Source organism: Dokdonia sp. Hel_I_63 (genome assembly GCF_007827285.1).
Taxonomy (GTDB): domain Bacteria; phylum Bacteroidota; class Bacteroidia; order Flavobacteriales; family Flavobacteriaceae; genus Dokdonia.
This window is the reverse complement of sequence record NZ_VISD01000001.1, coordinates 2300318-2322481: the sequence shown is the minus strand read 5'-3', so window position 1 is coordinate 2322481 and position 22164 is coordinate 2300318. Positions and strand designations below refer to the sequence as shown.

Below are 22164 nucleotides of genomic sequence, written 5' to 3'. Positions count from 1 at the left end.
ATAAATTAAATTATAATACAATGAGTAAAGGAACAGTAAAATTTTTCAACGACACTAAAGGTTTTGGATTCATCACTGAAGAAGGAGTTGAGAAAGATCACTTTGTACACATTTCTGGATTAATCGACGAGATTAGAGAAGGTGATGAAGTGGAATTTGACCTTAAAGAAGGTAACAAAGGATTAAATGCAGTTAACGTAAGAGTTATCTAAGTTATATATACTTTCAATTAAGAGAAAATCCCGTCAAATTTGACGGGATTTTTTTTGCTATTATACAATGATAGTAGCTGGTAGTTTTAAGATAAGCGTAGTAGTGTCATCTTTTCCTGTGAGGAAAGAGAGGTTACCGTGGTGAATTTCGGCAACCATTTTTGAGATATAAGTACCTAATCCCGTTCCTCTTTCTTTACCATCTGTGGTGTACTTATCAAAGAAATTGTTTCTGATTTTTTGAGGGATAGTCCCAGTATTTTTTATATTGATTATAATAACATTACTGGTTTCTACGTGAATTAAAACTTTCTTTTTTATTGGAGAAGCTTCTATAGCATTGCGTAGCAGATTTTGAAATAGATGGCTCATGTAGAACTTATCTCCTTTTATTTCTAAGATATCTTCTTCCGGCTCGGCTAGTGTTTCATTGAGATATAGCTCAATTTCGGTTTCTTTTTCATCTATAAGGTCTCTCATCTCGCTAGTTGTACTAGCAATGAGCTCTATAAGATCAAAAGTAGAAATTTCTGGAGTATATTCTCCACGTTCCATCTCTGCATAATCTTTTGCAGAGGTAAGTAAGTTTAGGGTATCATTACCTATGTCCTTAAGCATACGTACCCATTTATTTTGTGACGGATTAAGGTCTGATTTTGAAAGAATGTCTGCAATAGAAACCATAGAGCCTATGCGGTTACGCATATCATGTTCGGCAAGTTTATTTGCAATATCTTGAGTTTTTATTTTATTTTCGAGAATATCAATAGTGGTTTTTAGCCGCTGTATGGTTAATTCTAGCTCATTAGCTTTTACGACTAATGTCATTTTTCGGTTTTCATTAGTCTCTGCATCTTGTAAAAAGGCTGCATTTGTAATGATTTCAAACTCTTCCTTATTTTTATTTTTTACCGTCCATCTACCTTGTAACTCCTGCTCCTGTTCCATAAAGTCTGCATGCAGTTGTTCTAAAACAGCAAGACTTTGGTCTGGTACAACTACGGTAAATGGCTTTCCTATAAGTTCTTCACGAGTATAGCCATAGATGTCACAGTAAGTAGTATTTACATCTGTAAAGTAACCTTTTGGATTTGTAATACAGATACCAATAGGCATTTGCTGGAAAATCTCGTAAGAGAGGTCTTGATTAGACTCAAAAGCACTCTTAATAGAGGCTAGTTCGTTTTCTGTGTTTCTTTGAAAAGCTTCAGACATGATACTCGTAATTCTTTAAAAAATATGTTGCAATAAGCTAAACCCTTTTGAATGCTTTCAAAAATCTCATTCACAATGAACTAAGCAGTAAAAATAATATAGATTATATAAATATCTTATTCAAAAAACGTGCAAGAGATTAATAATCTACAATAAGCAAAATTACATTAAAAAAGATTATTTTCGCGCTTTGATAAAAGCCCTGATTATGAAGAGAATAAATGAATACAAGAAACTCTTTGGAGTTGAAAAAGAAATTGACCTTAAAATGCTCAAAAAGAGCTACCGTAACCTTGTAAAAGAATGGCACCCAGATAAATTTCAAGATGGCGATGTAAAACAAGAGGAAGCAGAGATACAGAGCCGTCGCATTATTGATGGTTACCATTTTTTAGTAAGTATGGCACCAGAGACCAAAGCTGCAAACCTAGAAGCATATACGGATACGATAACAAATGCCGCTATCGCAGATTACCAGCACAAAGGATTACTACTAGAAATCACATTTACAGATGGGACTACCTATGAGTACTTTGGAGTTACGAAGCCTATTTATATTAAAATGGTAAATGCTGGAAACCTTAATCGTTTTGCAAAGCGCAATATTTATCCTAAGCATAACTACCGTAAGTCTAAAAGACACTTACAAGAAGCATAAGATTACTACATCCTTTTACTTAGATAGTCATCGCACATTGCAGTAAATAGGAGATTATTATTTAATAAATATTGAGACTATGACAAGTACTTTCACAGCATTAGGTGTAATGGATGCTATCCAAGAAGCCTTAAAATCACTAGAGATTACTTCTCCTACAGATATACAGCAGCAGGCTATACCAGCAATGCTCACGTCTAAAAAGGATGTCATAGCGCTCGCACAAACTGGGACTGGAAAAACGGTAGCCTTTGGGGTACCGTTATTACAGCTTATAGATCGCACAAACCCAACTACACAAGCTGTTATTCTTGTGCCTACTAGGGAATTAGGGCAACAGATACAATCTAACATTGCGGCACTTGCTGCGCATCTTCCTGAGGTGAGGACTGCCGTTTTTTATGGTGGGGTCCCTGTAAAAGATCAAATAGAACGACTTAAGGAACCTGCTCAAATAATCGTAGCAACACCTGGACGTCTCATAGATCTTATGGAACGCCAGGCTATCAATATTACGCAAGCAAATTATCTTGTGCTTGATGAGGCAGATGAGATGGTAAGCTCACTTAAAGATAGTCTTGATACTATTGTTACTGCTATGCCTAATAATAGAAGGACTTTTCTATTATCTGCTACCATGCCAGGAGCAATCAAACAAATAGTTCAAAACTACCTTTCTAAGAACCCAATAGAAGTTAGCGCCGAAATGGCAACCCTAGGTAGTCAAAAAATTACACATGAATATGTAGTTGTTGAGCCTATTGAAAAACTGGACGTTTTAATGCATTTCTTGAACTCAAGAATAGGGCAGAGGGGTATCATTTTTTGTAAAACAAAAGCAGCAGTAAACAAGCTAGCCAAAAATCTAGCGATTAATAAATTTTCCTCGGGAGCAATCCATGGAAGTTTGAGTCAGCCCATACGTGATCGTATGATGGGACAGTTTAGAGAAGGGCATATTGACATTCTTGTAGCAACAGATCTTGCTGCTAGAGGTATTGATGTAAAGGAGATTGAGTACGTAGTAAATTACCACCTTCCAGAATTTTACGACATGTATGTGCACAGAAGTGGTCGTACAGCTCGTGCTGGTGCAACTGGATATGCTTTAACTATTTTGCAAGAAGAGGAAGTAAAGGAGATTCCTGAGTTTGAACATGAGCTTGGTATTTCTTTTTCCGCTTTCGCGAAAGCGTCACCACAACAAATAGAGGATAATAATACGGTGCTTTGGGCTAAGAAAATCTTCAAAACGAAGCCTAACAGAGAAATTGCTACGGAGCTAAAAGAGAGCGTTCACGCAGTTTTCCATCACCTAACAAAGGAGGAGCTTATTGATAAACTTATGGCAGAGCGTATCGCAACCGCTATTAAAAGTATCGAGCTTAAAGTACTTCCAAAGAAGAAGAAAAGGAAATAGGATCTAAGGATAGAGAGTTGTTTTTTTCTTTCACTGATTCAGTTTAAGTATTAAATTACAATAGCTCAGCTTTTACACTAGTAATTTAATCTCTTAAAATGATGAAAAAACAACTTCTCATATTTGTACTACTGTTATCTTACGGCCTTTCATTTGGACAAGAAATCACACGTGAAAAGTTTAATGATTCTTTACAAGGTTTACCTTCATTTTCTAGTTACCAAGATAATTACTTTGTAACGGGCTTACCTACTAACAGAGATATAGATCGCAATAGCGCAGATGCTAAGTATCAAGTAAGTTTCAAGCAAATTATCTCCAGAGATTTACTTCCATTTGAGTCCTATTTATACTTGACGTACACACAAAAGGCATTCTGGAATATTTATAAAGAGTCATTGCCCTTTAGAGATGTGAATTTTAATCCTTCTATCGCTATAGGTAAAGCGATTTACAATAAAGATAATCACTTAAAAGGTATTGCCTCACTTGAGTTTGAGCATGAGTCTAACGGTAGAGATAGTATTTCTTCTCGTAGTTGGAATCGTATTACAGCCGGATACACTACACCACTATTTAAAAATACAACGGCAAGATTTGAACTATGGCTGCCTTTCGGCTATCAAGAAAGTAATGCAGATTTGTTAGACTATGTAGGAGTGGGGGAAGTTCATATAAATCATGAGATTAAACATGATAAGCTTACTCTTAATCTCATGCTACGCAAAGGACTAGGTTTTGATGGTAGAGGCGTACTACGTTCTAGATTATATTATAATCCTTTTAAAACCAGTAAACTCAACCAATACATCATGTTGGAGTGGTACTTAGGTCAAGCAGAATCCTTGCTAGATTACCAGCAATCTAGTAGTATCATTAGGTTAGGATACGTAATTAAGAGTACAGAGTTTAACTGGTTTAGAAACAAGAACTAGTCAATTTTTAGGGAGACTTGTATTTGATAAATTGTATCATTTTTGCATATAAATTCTTAATGATTATGATATAATCTGAGCCATCTCAAATTTAATTACATTTGAGAATGATAAAAAAGCTACTTTTTCTCCTCGTAATCAGTTTAATTTCAGTTTCTGCCACTTCACAAACAGAGCTGCCTTCTCAACAATTTTGGAATACGCTCAAGGCTCATTGTGGCAAAGCATACCAAGGAGTACTTGAAGAACCTAAAGAAGATGAGGCTTTCGGTGGTAAACAACTCACTATGCATGTGCGTTTTTGCAATGAAAACGAGATTAGAATCCCGTTTTTTGTAGGTGATGATAAGTCGCGTACGTGGATACTGACTATGAATGACGGTATTATCTCGTTAAAACATGATCATCGTCATGAGGATGGTAGCGAGGATGAAGTAAACTTCTATGGAGGTACTGCTAGTAATGCTGGAAAAGCTAATATTCAATTTTTTCCTGCAGATGTCCACACACAGCAAATGATTCCGGGAGCAGCGACTAATGTATGGTGGATTACCGTAGATGAAACTTCATTTACATATAATTTAAGAAGACTGGGTACAGATCGACTATTTACAGTGGTTATGGATCTTACAAATCCTATAGAAACTCCTGGAGCTCCATGGGGATCAGAAGATTAATTTTAATTCTTACATTGATTGTATCTAGATTAAAAGTATAACATTATGAAAAATCTCATTTATTCGGCAGTCATTGCTGTTTTGGTAATTTCTTGCAACACTAAGAATGACGGTCAAGACGAAGCTCATAAAAAGCAACAAGCCATCACCTTTGACGGAATAGATACTTCCATTGCACCGGGAGATAATTTTTACAATCACGTCAATAAAACCTGGTATGACAAAGCCGTTATAGCAGATGACCAAGTAGGAGTAGGAGCCTATAGATTTTTAAATATTCCGCAACAAGAGTTGTTAAAGAATATTTTAGAAGAAGTTTCAACGCAAACTCATCCTAAAGGTTCTGTCGAGCAACTTGTAGGTGATTTTTATGCTTCAGGTATGGATACTTTAAGTATTGATAAACGAGGGATTGAACCTATGGAACCTATTTTCAATCGAATTGAGTTCATTGGTAATGTTTCAGAGATGATGAACTTTGTGAGCACGCAAATCATGAGTGGAGATTATTCGGTAATTGCTCCTTATATATCTCCAGATCAAAAAAACAGTAAGATTAATATTTTACATATTGGTCAGACTGGTTTGGGATTACCTGACCGTGATTATTATTTCAATGAAGATAGCTCTTCAAAAGCTATACAAGAGGCTTATAAAAAGTACCTAGCTACCATATTTGAATTAGTGGGTGAAGATAACGCTTTCGCGAAAGCGGAAACAGTATACAGCATTGAACAACAACTTGCGAGCGCTCATAAAACACGTATCGAGCGCAGAGTCATAAAGGATAATTACAATAAGTTTTCTGTGGAAGATCTAGCAGCTAAACAAGCTGCTATAGGTTGGCCAAAAATGCTAGAAAACTTAGGAGCAAGCGTAGACTCTCTAGACGTTAGACAGCCTGCATACTATGATGCATTAAATAGTATGTTATCAAGTGTGCCACTAGCGCAATGGAAATTATATCTAAAAGCGCATTCTCTAAGCAGTCATGATACTATGTTGAGCACTCCATTTCAAGATGCGGCATTTGCTTATACTAAGGTGATATCTGGACAGTCTGAGCAACAATCTCGATCTAAACGTATGGTGCGCAATGTAGACAGGCAAATTGGGTTTGCATTAGGACAATTATATGTTAAGCGTTACTTCAATGAGGATGCAAAAAAGAGAGCACTGGAACTTGTAAATAATTTTCAAAGCGCACTTGAAGTTCGCATTGAAAACCTAGCATGGATGAGTGATAGCACTAAAGTAAAAGCTAAAGAAAAGCTATATGCTATCAACAAGAAAATAGGATATCCAGATGTATGGCGCGAGTATAATGTGTCAATCGACAGAGGGCAGTTTTTTGAAAACGTAGTAGACTTGCGTAAAGATAGTTATGAATACGAACTTAAACAATTGAATAAAGCGCCTAATCGTGATGAATGGGGTACAACTCCATCCACTGTTACAGCATATTATAACCCATCTCTTAATGAAATAGTGTTTCCTGCAGGAATCTTACAGCCGCCTTATTTTGATCTTTATGCAGACGATGCTGTAAATTATGGAGGTATAGGTATGGTAATAGGACATGAGTTTACACATGCTTTTGATGATCAAGGAGCGCAGTATGACAAAGATGGAAATGTAACAAACTGGTGGACTGATAATGACTACACAAAATTTAAGGCAAAGACGCAGCAAATTATCGAGCAGTATGATTCTTTTACTGTGTTAGATAGTGTACACCTTAAAGGAGCACTCACAGTAGGTGAGAACACTGCAGATAATGGCGGAATCGCAATAGCTTATGATGCTTTTAAAATGACAGAGCAAGGAAAAGACACAATCTCTATAGGCGGTTATACTCCTAATCAACGTTTTTTCATGTCTGTAGCTCGCATATGGAGAGTAAAGACAAGAGATGAGTATTTGCGTAACTATGTTGCTACAGACCCACACTCACCACCTATGTGGCGTGTAAACGGACCATTAATGAACTTTACGCCTTTTTACGAAGCCTTTAATGTTACTGAAGGACAAGAGAACTTTAAGACCGAGGAGGAGCGTATAGAAATTTGGTAAAAAAAATAGGGTATGCTTTCGCGAAAGCATACCCTACATTATTTCTATTGTAATTCTTATCTAAGCTTATTTTTGCTCACTTGGCACAATATACACATCATTAATATTGACACGCGCTGGCTGGCTTAAAGAGTAGTAAATTGCACTTGCAATATCCTCTGCTTCTAGCGTTGTCATTTCTTGCATTCCTTCCATCATTTCCTTGACATCCTCATCTGTGATTGTCTCAGTAAGGCTAGTGCTTACTGCGCCTGGCTCGATAGAGGTAACATTAATTCCATATTCTGGAGCTAGCTCTTGACGTAGTCCTTCAGAAAACATCTTTACGGCGCTCTTTGTAGCGCAATACACAGCTCCACCTGGGAAATAGCGGTGTGCTGCCATGGAAGAGATGTTTATGATATGGCCTCCTTTATTCTTTTTAAGTTCTGGTAAAACGGCTGCAACTCCATTTAATACTCCTTTTATATTTACATCTACCATTTGCATCCACTCATCTGTTTTGAGCTTTTCTACAAAAGATAATGGCATTAATCCTGCATTATTAATAAGGCCGTCTACTTTGCCATATTCTTTTACCGCGGCAGCAACACCTTTATCAAAATCTTCTTTGCTTGTTACATCACCTGTTGCTACAATCGCTTTTCCACCATTATCGGTAATTGCTTTTTGTAGCTCTTGCAATTTATCTTCACTACGAGCCATTAATACCACATTTGCACCGTGTGATGCTAGTTTGTGTGCGGTTGCTTCACCTATACCACTTGATGCTCCTGTTATGATTATTGTCTTATTTGTAAGTTCCATAATTTTGTTTTTTTATAAAATTAAGTGGACTTTACAGCTTTACCATGGGTCTTAATGGTATTTTAAGAAGGTGATAAGAGTGTTTTAACGCATTAGAGCATTGTTAAATGAGAAGATGCAATTTATGATATAACGATATATTTATATTTTCAAATAACTGATAATCAATACTGTTTATTGCTTTTTGGTGAGAAGCTCTTCTAGGGTTTCCCAGACAGTTTCGGCAACAATCTCATGACCTTCTTCTGTAGGATGAATACCATCATTTTGATTAAGAGCTTTAATACCACCTACATCTTTTAAAATAAATGGAATAAAAGCCATATCATTTGACGTTGCAAGCTCAATAAACATACTTTTAAAATTTGCGGTATATACTTGACCAAAATTAGGAGGTAGTTGCATTCCAGCAAGAACAATAGTAGTAGACGGACTTTTGGCACGTACAGCATCAATAATAGCTTGAAGGTTTTCTCTGGTTTCTTCTACAGCAACGCCTCGTAAGCCGTCATTTGCACCAAGTTCTAGCACAAATACATCTATAGGTTGATTTAGTATCCAATCTATCCTGCTTCGACCACCTGCACTGGTTTCTCCGCTTAAGCCTGAGTTTATCACCTCATAATCTAAGTTTAGACTGTCTATTTTGTTTTGGATGAGTGCTGGATAGGCATCATTTGTATCATCTAGGCCATAGCCAGCAGTAATACTATCTCCAAAGAAGAGCAGAGATTTCCTTGAATCATGTATTTCTTCTTGAGAAACCGCTATTGTGGGTTCTTGTACAACTTGTTCTTTTGTAGCCGTATTACTGTTACATGAAGCGAAAGAAATCGACATTATAACAATACTAAACTTTGTGATAATGTATTGTAGCGACTGTGGGCTTTTTAAAGACCATTGTGTTAATTTTATAGAGAACATAATTAGTTGTATTTATTTAAGGAAGCATGTCAAAGATATTAAAGATAAGCGGGCTAGAAAAGACGTATACCAGCGGCTCAAAACAGCTCACCGTATTACAAAATATAGATTTTGAAGTAGAAAAAGGTCAAACTTTTTCTATCATAGGTCCGTCAGGTAGTGGTAAAACGACTCTGCTAGGTTTATGTGCAGGTCTTGACCAGCCTAATGCTGGTACCGTTGAGTTATGCGGTCATAACTTAAGTGCATTAAACGAAGATGAGCGTGCTGCATTACGCAATAAAGAGGTAGGTTTTATCTTCCAGAATTTCCAACTATTACCAACACTTACTGCCATAGAGAATGTGAGTGTTCCTCTTGAACTTCAGGGAGACAAGAATGCTAGTACACGTGCAAAAGAACTACTGGAGCAGGTAGGTCTAGCTGATCGTATAGATCATTATCCTTCCCAACTTTCTGGTGGAGAGCAACAGCGTGTCGCTCTTGCACGAGCTTTCGTAAATAAGCCATCGATACTTTTTGCAGATGAACCTACGGGAAATCTTGATGAAGAAACTGGCGAAAAAGTGATAAAACTCCTTTTTGAACTAAACAAAAGTGCCGGAACTACCTTAGTGATTATATCACACGACTTAGATCTAGCAAATAGAACGCAACAAATCTTACGATTAAAAGGAGGTCAAATTTTAACTAACGAACGCACCACAGCATCTTGAATAATCCAAAACTAATCACTAAGGCAGCTACAAGTTGGTTGTTTAAAATGGCATGGCGGGATGCTAAGGCAAGTAAAGTGCGTTTGTTGCTCTTTATGGCTTCCATCATATTGGGAATTGCAGCGGTGGTTTCCATTCAGCTATTTAGCCAGAATCTTACAGAAAATATACAGCGACAATCTAAAACCCTCATGGGGGCAGATTATATCATTGACAGTAGGCAAGCTCCAAGCGAGCGTGCTCAAGCTATCATAGACTCGCTTCAACCAGATGCATCAGAGGTGAACTTTGTATCTATGATTGCGTTTCCTAAAAATGGAGGAACAAAACTGGTACGTGTAAGAGGTCTAGAAGGCGATTTTCCATTTTATGGATCCATGCAAACTAATCCTGTAAACGCAGGAACTAGTTATCAGGTTAATGGCGGAGCTCTCGTTGACGCTACACTTATGTTACAGTACAGTGTGGTTCCTGGAGATTCTATCAAAGTAGGAGCGATCACGTTGCCTATCATTGGGGAGTTAATATCTATGCCAGGAAGTAGTGCCGTATCAAGTTCTGTTGCACCGCCCGTAATAATCCCTAATCGCTTTATCGCAGAGACGGAGCTATTGCAGTTTGGTAGTCGTAAGGAATATCAATTTTTTTATAAAGCACCGTCCATAGATCTTGAAGCTTTAGAAAAAAACATAGATCCTATTCTCAAATTAGAAAATGCAGATATAGATACGCATACAAGCACCAGCGCACGATTAGGACAGCGATACGAGAATGTAGGAGCATTTCTCAACCTAGCAGCATTTATAGCGCTTCTATTGGGATGCGTAGGTATCGCTAGTTCTGTAAACATCTATATCAAAGAAAAACTGAAAGCCATCGCTGTTTTAAAGTGTATGGGAGCTTCTAGAAAACAGAGTTTTTTAATTTTTCTGATACAAATAGCTGGCATAGGATTAATAGGTGGAATCATAGGCACCATCATAGGTGCAGGTCTACAAGAGTTATTCCCTTATATCCTACAAGAGTTTTTACCTTTTGATGTGACCATAAATATTTCCATACAGCCACTCATCATGGGAGTATTACTTGGTTTATTTATGTCTGTTTTATTTGCGCTATTACCACTTATTCGTACTTGGTATGTGTCTCCATTAGATGTGTTAAGAGTAACGGAAACATCTAATCAAGAAAGTGCAAAAGCTAGATTAGTGGTCGTAGGACTCATTATGGTATCACTGTATTTATTTTCCTTTTGGTTATTAAAGGATGGTCTATTTGCACTTACTTTTGTAGGCGGTGTTATCGTGACATTTGCTGTTTTAGCCGGAGTAGCAAGAGGTACGATGCTCATCGTTAAGAAGTACTTCCCCAAGAAGGCGTCATTCACCATGCGCCAGAGTCTCCTCAATTTATACCGACCTAATAATCAAACTTTAGTATTACTAGTTGCCATAGGTTTAGGTACTTTTTTAATAAGTACGCTTTATTTTACAAAGGATATATTACTTGCCAAAACGGAAGTAGGCAACACTTCAAATAGTGCAAATATCATTACGCTAGACGTCCAGCCAGATCAAGTTGAGGAGGTAGCCACTACTTTCAAAACTAATGACTTACAAGTTATTGATAATATTTCGCTAGTGACTATGCGTATGCACAGTATTAATGGAATTCTAGTAAACGCCTTACGTACAGATAGTACCGCACAAATACGTAAGTGGATTCTCAACCATGAGTTTAGAACTACTTACAGGGATGAGCTTATAGCATCAGAAGAAATTATAGAAGGGGAGTGGATAGACGCTATAGCACCTAACGAACCTATAAAAATTTCCATCTCTGATAATCTTGCAGATGATGCAAATGTGACTGTAGGTGATCCTATTGTTTTTAATGTGCAAGGAGTCCTTATGGAAACTACTGTAGGAAGTATTCGCAAGGTTGATTGGGCAAGATTACAACTCAATTTCTCCATCGTTTTTCCAAAGGGTGTACTCGAGAATGCTCCTCAATTCAATGTGTTAACAACGTATGCAGATACTAAAGAAAAATCGGCGGGATTACAGCGGGATTTAGTTACGGCATTTCCTAATGTCTCTATTATTGATTTAAGACAGGTGTATAATGTGTTAGAAGATATCTTAAACAAAGTCTCGTGGATAATCAATTTTATGGCATTCTTTAGTATTCTTACAGGTATCATCGTACTTATAGGATCTGTGCGCACGAGCAAATATCAACGTATTAAAGAAAGCGTGCTACTGCGAACCTTGGGTGCAAAAAACAAACAGATTCTTAAGATTTCGGCATTTGAGTACTTCTTTTTAGGTGTTTTGGGAAGTTTAGTTGGGATTTTATTGGCATTAGTGAGTAGCTTACTGCTTGCGATATTTGTATTCAAAGAGCCGTTTATTCCATCATTAATCCCATTCCTAGTATTTCTACCTGGCATCACAGTATTGGTTGTATTCATTGGTCTCAGCAATATAGGCGGCGTATTGCGCAGTTCTCCTCTTGAGGTGCTCAGAAAGGCAGAGTAGGAGGTGTAGCATTATATTTTATATTATCACGCTTTCGCGAAAGCGTAACCCTTCTACAGCAAACAAATTAAAGGTTATCACACTTTACCGCATAAAAAAAGGTTGCCAAACGGCAACCTTTTCACTTTTTAGAATGAAATCAATTACTTGATGCTCTCTAATAGTTTATCTGCTACTAGTTCTGATGAAGCTGGGTTTTGACCTGTAATAAGGTTTCCATCTTGGATTGCATATGCAGCCCAATCTTCTTTTTTAGAATAGAGACCACCGTTTTTAGTTAGCATGTCTTCTACTAAGAAAGGTACTACCTCAGTAAGTTGTACAGCCTCTTCTTCAGTGTTAGTAAATCCTGTTACTTTTTTCCCTTGTACTAATGGGTTTCCATCAGTTCCTTTTACATCTTTTAATGCAGCTGGAGCGTGACATACGAAAGCAACTGGCTTTTCTTGACTATTAAATTTTTCAATAAGTGCGATTGACTTTGCGTCATTTGCAAGATCCCATAATGGTCCGTGACCTCCTGGGTAAAATACAGCGTCAAAATCGTCTGCATTCATATCTGCAAGTACTTTTGTGTTTGCGATAAGGTTTTTTGCAGTTTCGTCTTTGTCAAAACGCTCTGTAGCTTCTGTTGCAGCGTCTGGAGAGTCACTACTTGGATCTATAGGTGCAGCTCCTCCCTTTGGAGTTGCGATTGTAATGTTTACACCTTTGTCAAGTAACGAGTAATATGGCGCAGCAAATTCTTCTACCCAAAATCCTGTTTTCTTTCCAGTGTCTCCTAATTGGTCGTGTGATGTTAATACAAATAAAACGTTCATTTCTTTTTCTTTTTTAATTTCTGTTGTTACTTCCGAAACTTTTTCAGAAGTTGTTTTAGTGTTTGATTCCTTACAGCTTGTTGCTGTGATAATAGTTAGCACAAGTGCTAGTGATTGTATAATCTTCATAATTGTTATTAGTAAGCCATTTTGACTATTTTCTCCACATTATCTGGAGTTAGTGATTGGTGTTCTCCTAATCCTTCCCATCCACGATCTGTAAATCGCTTAGAAATTTTCTCAGCAGTTCCTTCGTAATCTCCTGTGTAATCTGAGAGCTTAGTATCTATTCCTAATTCTTTGAAGAAAGCCTCTGTCTTTTCGATAGCAGCATAAGCTTTGTCATCTATACTACCTTCTGTTACATTCCATACACGTTCTGCATATTGAGCCAATTTCTCTTTCTTAGCTTCAAAATTGAATTTATAGTGACTAGGAGCAATAACTGCTAGCGTGCGTGCGTGATCTATACCAAACATTGCTGTAAGTTCATGACCAATGGCATGTACTGCCCAGTCTGTAGGAACTCCTTTTTGGATTAATCCATTAAGAGCCATAGTACAACTCCACATGAAATCTGCTGCGGCTTTGTAATCTGATGGGTCTTTAATAACCGTAGGAGCCACTTCAATAAGTGTTTGTAAGATACTCTCGGCAAAACGATCTTGTAAACGCGCACCTATAGGGTACGTCATATATTGCTCAAGAACATGAGTAAATGCGTCTGTAAGACCATTTGCTAGCTGGCGTTCTGGAATAGAAGTAATGACCTGCGGATCTAAAATAGAAAATACTGGAAATAATCCTGGACCTCCCATAGCAAGCTTCTCTTGCGTTTCCTTTCTCGTAATTACAGATCCTGAGTTCATCTCAGATCCTGTAGCTGGTAGTGTTAATACCGTTCCAAAAGGCATTCCTTTCTCAGTTTTAATATTCTGTGTAAGAATATCCCATGGCGTATCTCCATCATAAAGAGCCGCTGCCGATAAGAACTTAGTTCCATCAATTACAGAACCTCCACCTACAGCAAGTAAATATGTAATTTCTTTGTCTTTAATTACCTCTAACGCTTCCATAAGTACTGCATACTCAGGATTTGCAGGTATACCTCCAAACTCAGTAACATCTACATCTGATAGCGCTGTTTTTACTTGGTCGTATATTCCATTCTTCTTGATACTTCCGCCACCATATAATAATAGCACCTTGGCATCTGCAGGAATCTCTTCACTTAGCTTTGCAATCGTATCCTTTCCAAAGATGACTTTAGTCGGATTCTTAAATTCAAAATTGTTCATCGTACTTTTTTTTTCTTTTTCTTTCAATATTTCTTAGATCTTTACGACCATCTTCCCTTTGTTTTTACCTTCAAATAAATCAATAAAAGCTGTTGGGATGTTCTCAAAACCTTCTACTACTGTTTCCGTGTAAGTCAGTTTACCTTCAGATAACCAAGTAGCCAGTTGTTTCATAGCCTCAGGAAATTTCTCTGCATAGTTTGAGACAATAAAGCCTTGCATTAGTGCGCTATTTTTAACTAAAAATGGCTGTACACTCATACTCATTGGTATTTCTGTATTGTTGTACACAGAGATAGCTCCACAAATAATCATTCTTGCAAAGCGATTAATATTTACGAGCACTGCGTCAGAGATGGGTCCACCTACATTATCAAAGTAAACATCTACACCATCTGGCGCTGCAGTTTTTATTGCTGCCGCCATATCATCTGTAGTATTGTAGTTGATAGCTGCATCAAAGCCAAATTTTTCTTTGAGCATTGTAACCTTCTCATCAGTTCCCGCAATACCTACTACGCGTAATCCTAAAATCTTTCCAATCTGTCCTACAACGCTACCTACAGCCCCGGCTGCACCAGAAACTACGAGCGTTTCTCCTGCTACAGGTTTTCCTATTTCATGTAAACCTAGAAAAGCTGTAAGTCCAGTCATTCCTAAAATACCTAAGTACGCACTTAGCGATGCTTTTGATGGATCTACTTTAAGAAGTCCTTCTCCTGTGTGCACTTGAGCAGTTGCCCAATCTAGCATTCCAGAAACATAATCACCTTCCTTAAAAGCGTCATTTTTAGATGCTGTTACTTTTGCAACTACACCAGAGTGTATAGGTTTACCTATTTCAAAGGGTGCAATGTATGACTTTGCATCACTCATCCTACCTCTTAAATAGGGATCTACAGAAACATATGCTGCCTCTAACAAGATTTCACCCTTACCAGCAGTAAGCGCTGACTCATCTGTAACAAATTCAAAATTTGATAAAGATGGTGTTCCTTCTGGTCTACTTTTTAATAATATACTTTTAGTCATCGCTATCTATTTTTTAGTCAATTACAGTTACCATATCTTCCATAGGTTTTCTCACCTTCACAAGATTTACTAGCCAGTCTTCATCTTCTTTTCTGTAGCCTAAAGGAAGTAGTACCGCACTACGTAATCCTTTTTCGCGTAAGCCTAAAATTTTATCAACCTCAGTAGCATCAAAACCTTCTAGCGGGGTTGCATCTACTTTCTCATAAGCAGCAGCTATAATTGCGTGCGAAAATGCAATATATGCTTGTCTTGCAGCGTGTTCAAAGTTTTCTTGCTCATCCTTTTGTGGGTAAGAGTCTAGTAACATTTGGCGGTAGTTTTCCCAACCTTCATTTTTAAATCCTCTTATATCATTAGTAAGATCAAACATATAGTTAATTCTTTCTGGTGTATAAGTGTCCCAAGCTGCAAAGACTAATAAGTGTGAGCAATCTGTAATTACAGACTGATTCCAAGCTACAGGTCTTATTTGTTCTTTTATATCTTGATTTTTAATCACCATAACCTCAAAAGGTTGTAGTCCGCTTGAAGTAGGAGCAAGTCTTGTAGCTTCTAAAATTCTTTCAATTTTATCTTCGGCTACTTTTTCTCCATTCATTGCCTTTGCGGCATATCTCCAGTTTAATTTATCTAGTAATTCCATGTTTTAATTATTTGGTTTCTTGTTGTTTTTATTAACATACTTTAATGCTACTCCAGGCAGATTGATAAGCTTCTTCCAAGTGAGTTTTGTCTAATTGAAATGCTCCTCGCTTTTGAGTCATCATTAAAAATGAAAGCGGATTAATAGCATATGCGTATAATATAAAATCGGATAATGGTTTAATAATTCCTTCTTTTTTACCACGTTCCCATAAGTCGAGTAGAGGTTGTAAGTGTTTTATTCCTTCTTGTCTACTTTCCTCATCAATCATAGGAGTGTTATCACACTGTGCAAGAAACATTGCTTTCTCACATTCCTTTAATTTAAAATCTGCAATACGTTTCCAGATGTACTCAAAACCTGACTCTACTGGGAGCGAAGCATCATAAGATGCAAATGCATACTCTGTATAAGAAGCCTTAACTTCTATATAAGTTTTATTAACAAGGTCTTGTTTATTTTCAAAATAGAGATAGATAGTGGCAGGAGAAACGCTTGCCATTTTGGCAATTTTACTCATAGGTGTAGCGTGAAAACCATTATTGTTTACAAGCTCTATGGTCGCTTTTACAAGCGCATTACGTTTATCTATACTTTTTTGAAGTTTTGCCATGTTATTTAATTGCTGCTGCAAAGGTAGTGTCAAAAATGAACGTTCATTCTTTTTTAACAAACATTTAATTTGATAGCTGCAAGTGAAATAATATTCATGTTTTACCTAAAGCACGTTGAATAATCAGGAAGGCGAGTAGGTGGGATGTTACGCTTTCGCGAAAGCGTAAAAAGGATACAAATTATTTATGATGAAAAATTATCTATGGAATATTATAAGTTAGTTATGGCGAACGGCAGCTTACTAAGAATATAAAATGAGGAAGACCCCAATTAATATACCTGCGAGCGGAACCAATTTCTTGCGCTTATTCTTTTCCTTGAACACTAATCCACCAATAACTACTGCTATTATAAGTTGGCTACGTTTTATTGCAGAGAGTAACATGATAAGCGCATCTGGATCCTGCAGTGCTTTGAAGTAAAAATAATCGGCGGTTTGTAACAAGATACCTACGGCAATAATCGTCCACCTAAAGGTAAATGCACTTCTTTTTTCGGCTTTAGGAAACCATGTAATTGAGAGTATTACTAGTAACATCAAAATAGTATACCAACAAAACCAAAACTGCAACGTTTGCGGATTAAGCACCAGATTCTGAATTAAGAACTTGTCGTACAATCCGCTGGAGGCTCCTAGGAAAGTAGCACCTATAATGGCAAAAATCCACTTATTCTTTCTAAAGTGAATCCCTTCTTTCTTACCAATATTTGCATACAGAATTACTGATAGAATAATCACAAAGAAACCCACCCATTGTAGTGCATTAGGTTGTTCTCTATAAATAAATATTGCTCCTAAAAATGTAAAAAACGGTCCAGCAGATCGTATAGGAGTGACTATGGTGATAGGTAAGTGCTTTAAGGCTTGATATGCTAGAATCCATGAGGCAGTCATAATCATGGATTTGATTATGATAAAACCATGCGTTTTCCACGGAATAGGAGTGATGTAAAACCCTATTTCTCGAGTGTATTCTGGAAAAAACCTTGAACCTATAAAAAATGGCAGTATTAATACAAATCCTGCACATAGTGTTCCTAACAATACTGGTAACACCTCGTTACCTTGTACAGCATGTTTCTTTGCTAAGTTGTGTAATCCCAGAAAAAGTGCGGCCAGTAAGCCTAAATACATCCACATGGCGCGAATATACTTTTTTGTGAGATTTTAAAGTGCGTAGTATTGAGGATTCTCAAAGCTTTCGCGAAAGCGTAATTCAAATATATCTCAAGAAGAATACGAGTATTTATCATCTTCATAAAACGCAGTATAATTACCTTTGCAAAAAATATGATTGCAGTTCATTATGCCCGAAGATCAAAGTAAAAACACCCAAGATAAAAGTCTCTCTCAACAAGAAATTGATGCATGTATTAATACATTGCAGCAACTAGTAGCCGATACAAATCAGCTTTTTGAGCTTCCAGAAGAACAGCGTACAGAGCTTCTCAAAGCTTCAGGAATGTTATCTCGTCCTAATCGAGATGAGTTTCAGCGTAGGAGGAAAGACGCCAAGAAGGCTGCCAAACGTAAGATGATTACTAGAGATAAGCACGCTCGTAAAACTACAGGAATACGCTCTGCTAGAGAAGCTTCGCTTTTTGTAGCACCTAAGTTACTTGGCGCAGCTGCAATTCCAGAAGACACTCCAGAACTTGAGTCTCCAAGAAATTGCTACGTGTGTGAAACAGTGTATACAAAGCTGCACCACTTTTATGACACCATGTGTACTTCATGTGGTGATCTGAATTATGCAAAACGCTTTCAAACAGCCGATTTAAACGGGCAAGTAGCTGTAATAACAGGCTCAAGATTAAAAATAGGATACCATATAACCCTCATGTTATTACGCTCTGGTGCGACGGTGGTAGCAACCACACGTTTTCCAGCAGATAGCGCTATACGATATGCAAAGGAAGAAGATTATGGTGACTGGAGCGACCGCTTACACATTCATGGACTGGATTTACGTCATATACCAAGTGTAGAGATATTTTGTAATTATATAGAGCAGAAGTACGATAGGCTAGATATACTAATTAATAATGCGGCACAAACGGTGCGTAGGCCATCTGGTTTTTATTTCCACTTAATGGAAAATGAAAAACTACCAGTAGATCAACTTCCTAAGCTCGCACAGCCACTCTTACAAGATCACATTACCTGCTTGCAGGAGTTATCAGATTTAAGCGTGAGTACTGCAAAAACTAGTAAAAATAATGTCTTGCCGGTTACCTGGCATGGACCTGAGCCAGGAATAGGACTACGCAACTCGGCAGAGCTTTCTCAGATTCCTTATAGTTTTGATAATTCGTTACAAACTAGCGAAGTCTTTCCAGAAGGAAAACTGGATGCAGATTTACAACAAGTAGATCTACGTAAGACTAATTAATAGCTGGCGTTTAAAACTAGGTGAGATAGAAACTACTGAGATGGTAGAGGTACAGCTAGTTAATGCCGTGGCGCCTTTTGTATTGTGTAACCGTCTGTCTAATCTCATGATGAAAGAAAATACTGGACAGAAGCATATCATTAACGTGTCTGCTATGGAAGGTAAATTTCACCGTTTTAAAAAGGAGGATAGACACCCGCATACCAATATGGCAAAGGCTGCATTAAACATGCTTACACATACTTCTTCTGCCACATTTGCAAAGTCTGGAATTTATATGAATGCCGTAGATACGGGATGGGTGACAGATGAGGACCCTGCAGAGCTATCAAAAAAGAAAGTAGAAGTACATGATTTTCAACCACCATTAGACATCGTAGATGGCGCTGCTAGGGTGATGGATCCACTTATTGATGGAATTAATACAGGTAAACATTGGTCTGGAAAATTTTTAAAAGACTATTTTCCTATAGATTGGTAATCTTTAGTTGTACTTTTGCTCCGTGATAAAAAATAATCACAATTATTAAATACATTATATTATGAATAACGGAACAGTAAAATTTTTCAACGACACTAAAGGATTTGGTTTTATTACAGAAGAAGGTGTTGAAAAAGACCACTTTGTACACATTTCAGGGTTAATCGACGAGATTCGCGAAGGTGATCAAGTTGAATTTGAACTTAAAGAAGGTAACAAAGGATTAAACGCAGTAAACGTAAGAGTTATCTAATACATATACTTCAAGTTTTAATAAAAGCCCATCTATTAAATTAGATGGGCTTTTTGTTTATAATCTTTTTCACGCTTTCGCGAAAGCGCAATCAAAACCAATCATCATTTATATAAGCAACGCTTTTTTATTCAAAACTATGACGCTGTTCTTGTGTAGAAGATGCTCCCAGCAGCTCATTAAACAAGCGAATGCTATTAAAATCTGTTGTAATTGCTTGAGAAACTGCAATACCATCGATACCCGTTTCCAAAATGTTTTTGACGTCATTAAGGGTGATGCCTCCTACAGCCAGCATAGGAGTAGTGGTAGCTAGCTCGTCAATGATTGCTTTATAATCAGAAGTTCCTAGTGTTTTCGCTGTGGTTTCTTTTGTAGTAGTAGTGCTGTAAGGTCCTAGACTAATATAATCCACTTGCTTCTCAATTAGTGCCTCACAATCTTGTAAAGTATGTGCGGTACCTCCTATAATTTGCCAAGTGTATAAGTGTTTTCTAGCAGTTATAGGGCAGGCATCTGCGCTTCCTAGGTGCACTCCATCTGCTTTTACCTCTTTTGCAATTTTATAATCATCATTAATAATTAACCGTGTCTGGAAATGAGCGGTAATCTCTCTAGCTTCTTGTGCAATGGCAAGCAGTTTTTTTTGAGAACAGTCTTTTACACGGAGTTGCACGAGCTCAGCTCCGGCATTACATGCTTTTTGTATATGTTCTATGTGCTCTTTGAGTGAGCTTCCTTTCGATATGTAATGAAGTTTTGGAATCATAATCTTCTTATTTAATAACTACGTAAAACGGTTATTTAGTAATCTAGCAAAGATACTCATCCCGCGTGGGTCTTACCGTAGTTATGAAGGGCATGTGTTATTAAAAACAAAAGGCTGCTTATAAGTATATAAACAGCCTCTTTATCGTAGATCTTACGTAAGATCGACTGGTTTATTCTTCTTCGGTAGTAAGTGAGTCTGCCATGGCTTGCTCCTTATTCTCGCTATAATCTACAGGAACAGAATCTTTAATTCTAGTAAACTCCTCTAGACGCTCTAGATCATCTTCCTCACCAGAAAAGTATGGGAATACATCCATAATAGGCGACTCAGAAACTGCTGGAATTGTATATTCTCCCATCGTGTCTTTCATAGTGACAACAGTGTTATCAAAGGCTTCTTTTACATCATTTCCTTGTACAAGCAAGTATTGATTAGTCTTACGTTCTTTGCCGCTTTCCTCATCATAAGCGATGAGTGAGACACGAGATTTAAACCATCTATCAGAATTTTCAAATGGGTGAATCTCTGCGTAGTTTGCTACTTTTATGTTTGTGATTTTGATTTCTTCGCTATCACTTAAGTAAGCTGTCATTTCTTGTGTTATTCTACTTTCTGCTTCTGTGTAAGAAATAGCATCTACAAGAAAAGGCTCTGTTTTTACCTTTTGAGTTCCTGATGCTTCATCAAATTTTCTATACTTTACTTTGCACTCATACCAAGTTGCACTCATATATCTTTTATTTTAAGATTGCCAAAAATAGGGGTTAGCTCAAGGCGAAAAAGTAAAAAACGACAATAGATATTCACAATCTCAAAAGTGTGAAGCTAGCACTTTATATACGAGAGAATTACTAGTAATTAAAACAAAAAAAAGCGCCATCTGCAATGTACAGTGACGCTTTTAAAATTGGGTATTTTAAAATTATTTAGCTGGTAAAACTACGGTATCTACTACGTGTATTACACCATTAGACTGGTTTACATCTGCAATAGTTACTGTAGAGCTGTTTCCGTTTTGATCCATAAGAACTACAGACGATCCTTTTACAGAAGCCATTAATTTCCCACCGTTTACAGTAGTAAAGGTTGCTGTACCATTATTCTTTTTGATCTCGCTCATAATAGCCGCTGCATCATATTTTCCTGCAACTACATGGTATGTAAGTACACCTTGTAAAGCAGTTTTACTTTCTGGCTTAAGTAAAGTTGCAACCGTTCCTTCTGGAAGTTTTTCAAAAGCAGCATTTGTTGGGGCAAAAACTGTAAATGGTCCTTCACCTTGTAAAGTCTCTACAAGACCTGCAGCTTTTACTGCCGCAACTAGTGTTGTATGGTCTTTTGAGTTTACTGCGTTCTCTATTATGTTTTTAGAAGGATACATTGCTGCTCCACCTACCATTACTGTCATTTCATCCATCATGTCTTCACCCTCAGACATTGTATCGTCCATCATGTCCTTACCTTCAGACATTTTATCATCCATCATTTCTTTTTGGTTTGATACTTCCTCTTTACCAACATTTTTTGAGCCTTCACATGAAGCTAGTGATAAAAGTCCTGCACAAAGTGCCATTGATAATACGTTTACTGTTTTCATAATTGTTTAGTGTTTGTGTTATTTAGATTTACATATATAACGCAGCAACTTCCCGTACGGTTCTCAGTAGGGTTTGATT

General features: G+C 37.2%; 21 protein-coding genes and 1 pseudogene. 10 read left to right on the top strand and 12 right to left on the bottom strand.

Going from position 1 to position 22164, the window contains the following annotated elements; all coding sequences use genetic code 11:
- Positions 1–20: 20 nt before the first annotated feature.
- Entirely contained in the window at positions 21–212 is a 192-nt protein-coding gene (locus JM84_RS10110) for a cold-shock protein (RefSeq protein ID WP_013752105.1), read from the top strand.
- Positions 213–272: 60 nt separating this feature from the next.
- Here the strand turns inward: JM84_RS10110 and JM84_RS10105 are convergent, their stop codons facing one another.
- Entirely contained in the window at positions 273–1427 is a 1155-nt protein-coding gene (locus JM84_RS10105; protein WP_013752106.1) for a PAS domain-containing sensor histidine kinase, read from the bottom strand.
- 208 nt (positions 1428–1635) lie between these two features.
- Here JM84_RS10105 and JM84_RS10100 point away from each other — a divergent pair, with 208 nt between their 5' ends.
- The 5 genes from JM84_RS10100 to JM84_RS10080 all read left to right on the top strand — a co-directional run bounded on the left by JM84_RS10100 (position 1636) and on the right by JM84_RS10080 (position 7190).
- Positions 1636–2085: a KTSC domain-containing protein gene (locus JM84_RS10100; RefSeq protein ID WP_013752107.1), complete on the top strand. Its 450-nt coding sequence runs from the start codon at positions 1636–1638 to the stop codon at positions 2083–2085.
- A 79-nt stretch (positions 2086–2164) separates the two neighbouring features.
- On the top strand, positions 2165–3505 hold the full coding sequence (locus JM84_RS10095) for a DEAD/DEAH box helicase (RefSeq protein WP_013752108.1): 1341 nt from the start codon (positions 2165–2167) through the stop codon (positions 3503–3505).
- A gap of 98 nt (positions 3506–3603) precedes the next feature.
- Positions 3604–4440: a phospholipase A gene (locus JM84_RS10090; protein WP_013752109.1), complete on the top strand. Its 837-nt coding sequence runs from the start codon at positions 3604–3606 to the stop codon at positions 4438–4440.
- Between the two features lie 107 nt (positions 4441–4547).
- A complete protein-coding gene (locus JM84_RS10085; protein ID WP_144784107.1) occupies positions 4548–5117 on the top strand; it encodes a hypothetical protein in 570 nt (189 codons plus the stop codon).
- Between the two features lie 45 nt (positions 5118–5162).
- Entirely contained in the window at positions 5163–7190 is a 2028-nt protein-coding gene (locus JM84_RS10080; RefSeq protein WP_013752111.1) for a M13 family metallopeptidase, read from the top strand.
- Positions 7191–7256: 66 nt separating this feature from the next.
- On the opposite strand, the gene JM84_RS10075 is transcribed toward JM84_RS10080, so the two are convergent.
- Positions 7257–7997 carry an SDR family oxidoreductase gene (locus tag JM84_RS10075; RefSeq protein ID WP_013752112.1) on the bottom strand — a complete coding sequence of 247 codons (741 nt, stop codon included), beginning with the start codon at positions 7995–7997 and terminating at the stop codon, positions 7257–7259.
- Positions 7998–8171: 174 nt separating this feature from the next.
- Positions 8172–8921, bottom strand: coding sequence for an arylesterase (locus tag JM84_RS10070; protein WP_013752113.1), 750 nt, complete (start codon positions 8919–8921; stop codon positions 8172–8174).
- 26 nt (positions 8922–8947) lie between these two features.
- Here JM84_RS10070 and JM84_RS10065 point away from each other — a divergent pair, with 26 nt between their 5' ends.
- Together JM84_RS10065 and JM84_RS10060 are read left to right on the top strand one after the other, a co-directional pair.
- Positions 8948–9637, top strand: a complete 690-nt coding sequence (locus JM84_RS10065) for an ABC transporter ATP-binding protein (RefSeq protein WP_013752114.1) — start codon at positions 8948–8950, stop codon at positions 9635–9637.
- 47 nt (positions 9638–9684) lie between these two features.
- Positions 9685–12177: an ABC transporter permease gene (locus tag JM84_RS10060; RefSeq protein WP_144785187.1), complete on the top strand. Its 2493-nt coding sequence runs from the start codon at positions 9685–9687 to the stop codon at positions 12175–12177.
- A gap of 143 nt (positions 12178–12320) precedes the next feature.
- On the opposite strand, the gene JM84_RS10055 is transcribed toward JM84_RS10060, so the two are convergent.
- From JM84_RS10055 to JM84_RS10030, 6 genes are all read right to left on the bottom strand, one after another.
- Positions 12321–13127 (bottom strand): type 1 glutamine amidotransferase domain-containing protein, encoded by an 807-nt coding sequence (locus tag JM84_RS10055; protein WP_186439116.1) that lies wholly within the window; start codon positions 13125–13127, stop codon positions 12321–12323.
- Between the two features lie 8 nt (positions 13128–13135).
- Entirely contained in the window at positions 13136–14296 is a 1161-nt protein-coding gene (locus JM84_RS10050; protein WP_144784103.1) for an iron-containing alcohol dehydrogenase, read from the bottom strand.
- A gap of 33 nt (positions 14297–14329) precedes the next feature.
- Positions 14330–15328 carry an NADP-dependent oxidoreductase gene (locus JM84_RS10045; protein ID WP_186439115.1) on the bottom strand — a complete coding sequence of 333 codons (999 nt, stop codon included), beginning with the start codon at positions 15326–15328 and terminating at the stop codon, positions 14330–14332.
- Positions 15329–15341: 13 nt separating this feature from the next.
- Entirely contained in the window at positions 15342–15974 is a 633-nt protein-coding gene (locus JM84_RS10040; protein WP_108878821.1) for an NAD(P)H-dependent oxidoreductase, read from the bottom strand.
- Between the two features lie 31 nt (positions 15975–16005).
- A complete protein-coding gene (locus JM84_RS10035; protein WP_144784099.1) occupies positions 16006–16587 on the bottom strand; it encodes a TetR/AcrR family transcriptional regulator in 582 nt (193 codons plus the stop codon).
- A 243-nt stretch (positions 16588–16830) separates the two neighbouring features.
- Positions 16831–17730 carry an EamA family transporter gene (locus JM84_RS10030; RefSeq protein WP_144784097.1) on the bottom strand — a complete coding sequence of 300 codons (900 nt, stop codon included), beginning with the start codon at positions 17728–17730 and terminating at the stop codon, positions 16831–16833.
- A gap of 166 nt (positions 17731–17896) precedes the next feature.
- Between JM84_RS10030 and JM84_RS10025 the strand changes: the two are divergent.
- Both JM84_RS10025 and JM84_RS10020 read left to right on the top strand, forming a co-directional pair.
- Positions 17897–19463, top strand: a pseudogene (locus JM84_RS10025) (SDR family NAD(P)-dependent oxidoreductase).
- Positions 19464–19524: 61 nt separating this feature from the next.
- Positions 19525–19716, top strand: a complete 192-nt coding sequence (locus JM84_RS10020) for a cold-shock protein (protein WP_013752123.1) — start codon at positions 19525–19527, stop codon at positions 19714–19716.
- A gap of 127 nt (positions 19717–19843) precedes the next feature.
- On the opposite strand, the gene thiE is transcribed toward JM84_RS10020, so the two are convergent.
- From thiE to JM84_RS10005, 3 genes are all read right to left on the bottom strand, one after another.
- The gene (thiE, locus tag JM84_RS10015) at positions 19844–20485 is read right to left on the bottom strand and encodes a thiamine phosphate synthase (RefSeq protein ID WP_144784095.1); all 642 of its coding nucleotides are present in this window, start codon (positions 20483–20485) and stop codon (positions 19844–19846) included.
- A 172-nt stretch (positions 20486–20657) separates the two neighbouring features.
- Positions 20658–21218, bottom strand: coding sequence for a DUF4494 domain-containing protein (locus JM84_RS10010; RefSeq protein WP_144784093.1), 561 nt, complete (start codon positions 21216–21218; stop codon positions 20658–20660).
- A gap of 192 nt (positions 21219–21410) precedes the next feature.
- Positions 21411–22085, bottom strand: a complete 675-nt coding sequence (locus JM84_RS10005) for a fasciclin domain-containing protein (RefSeq protein WP_013752126.1) — start codon at positions 22083–22085, stop codon at positions 21411–21413.
- Positions 22086–22164 lie beyond the last annotated feature (79 nt).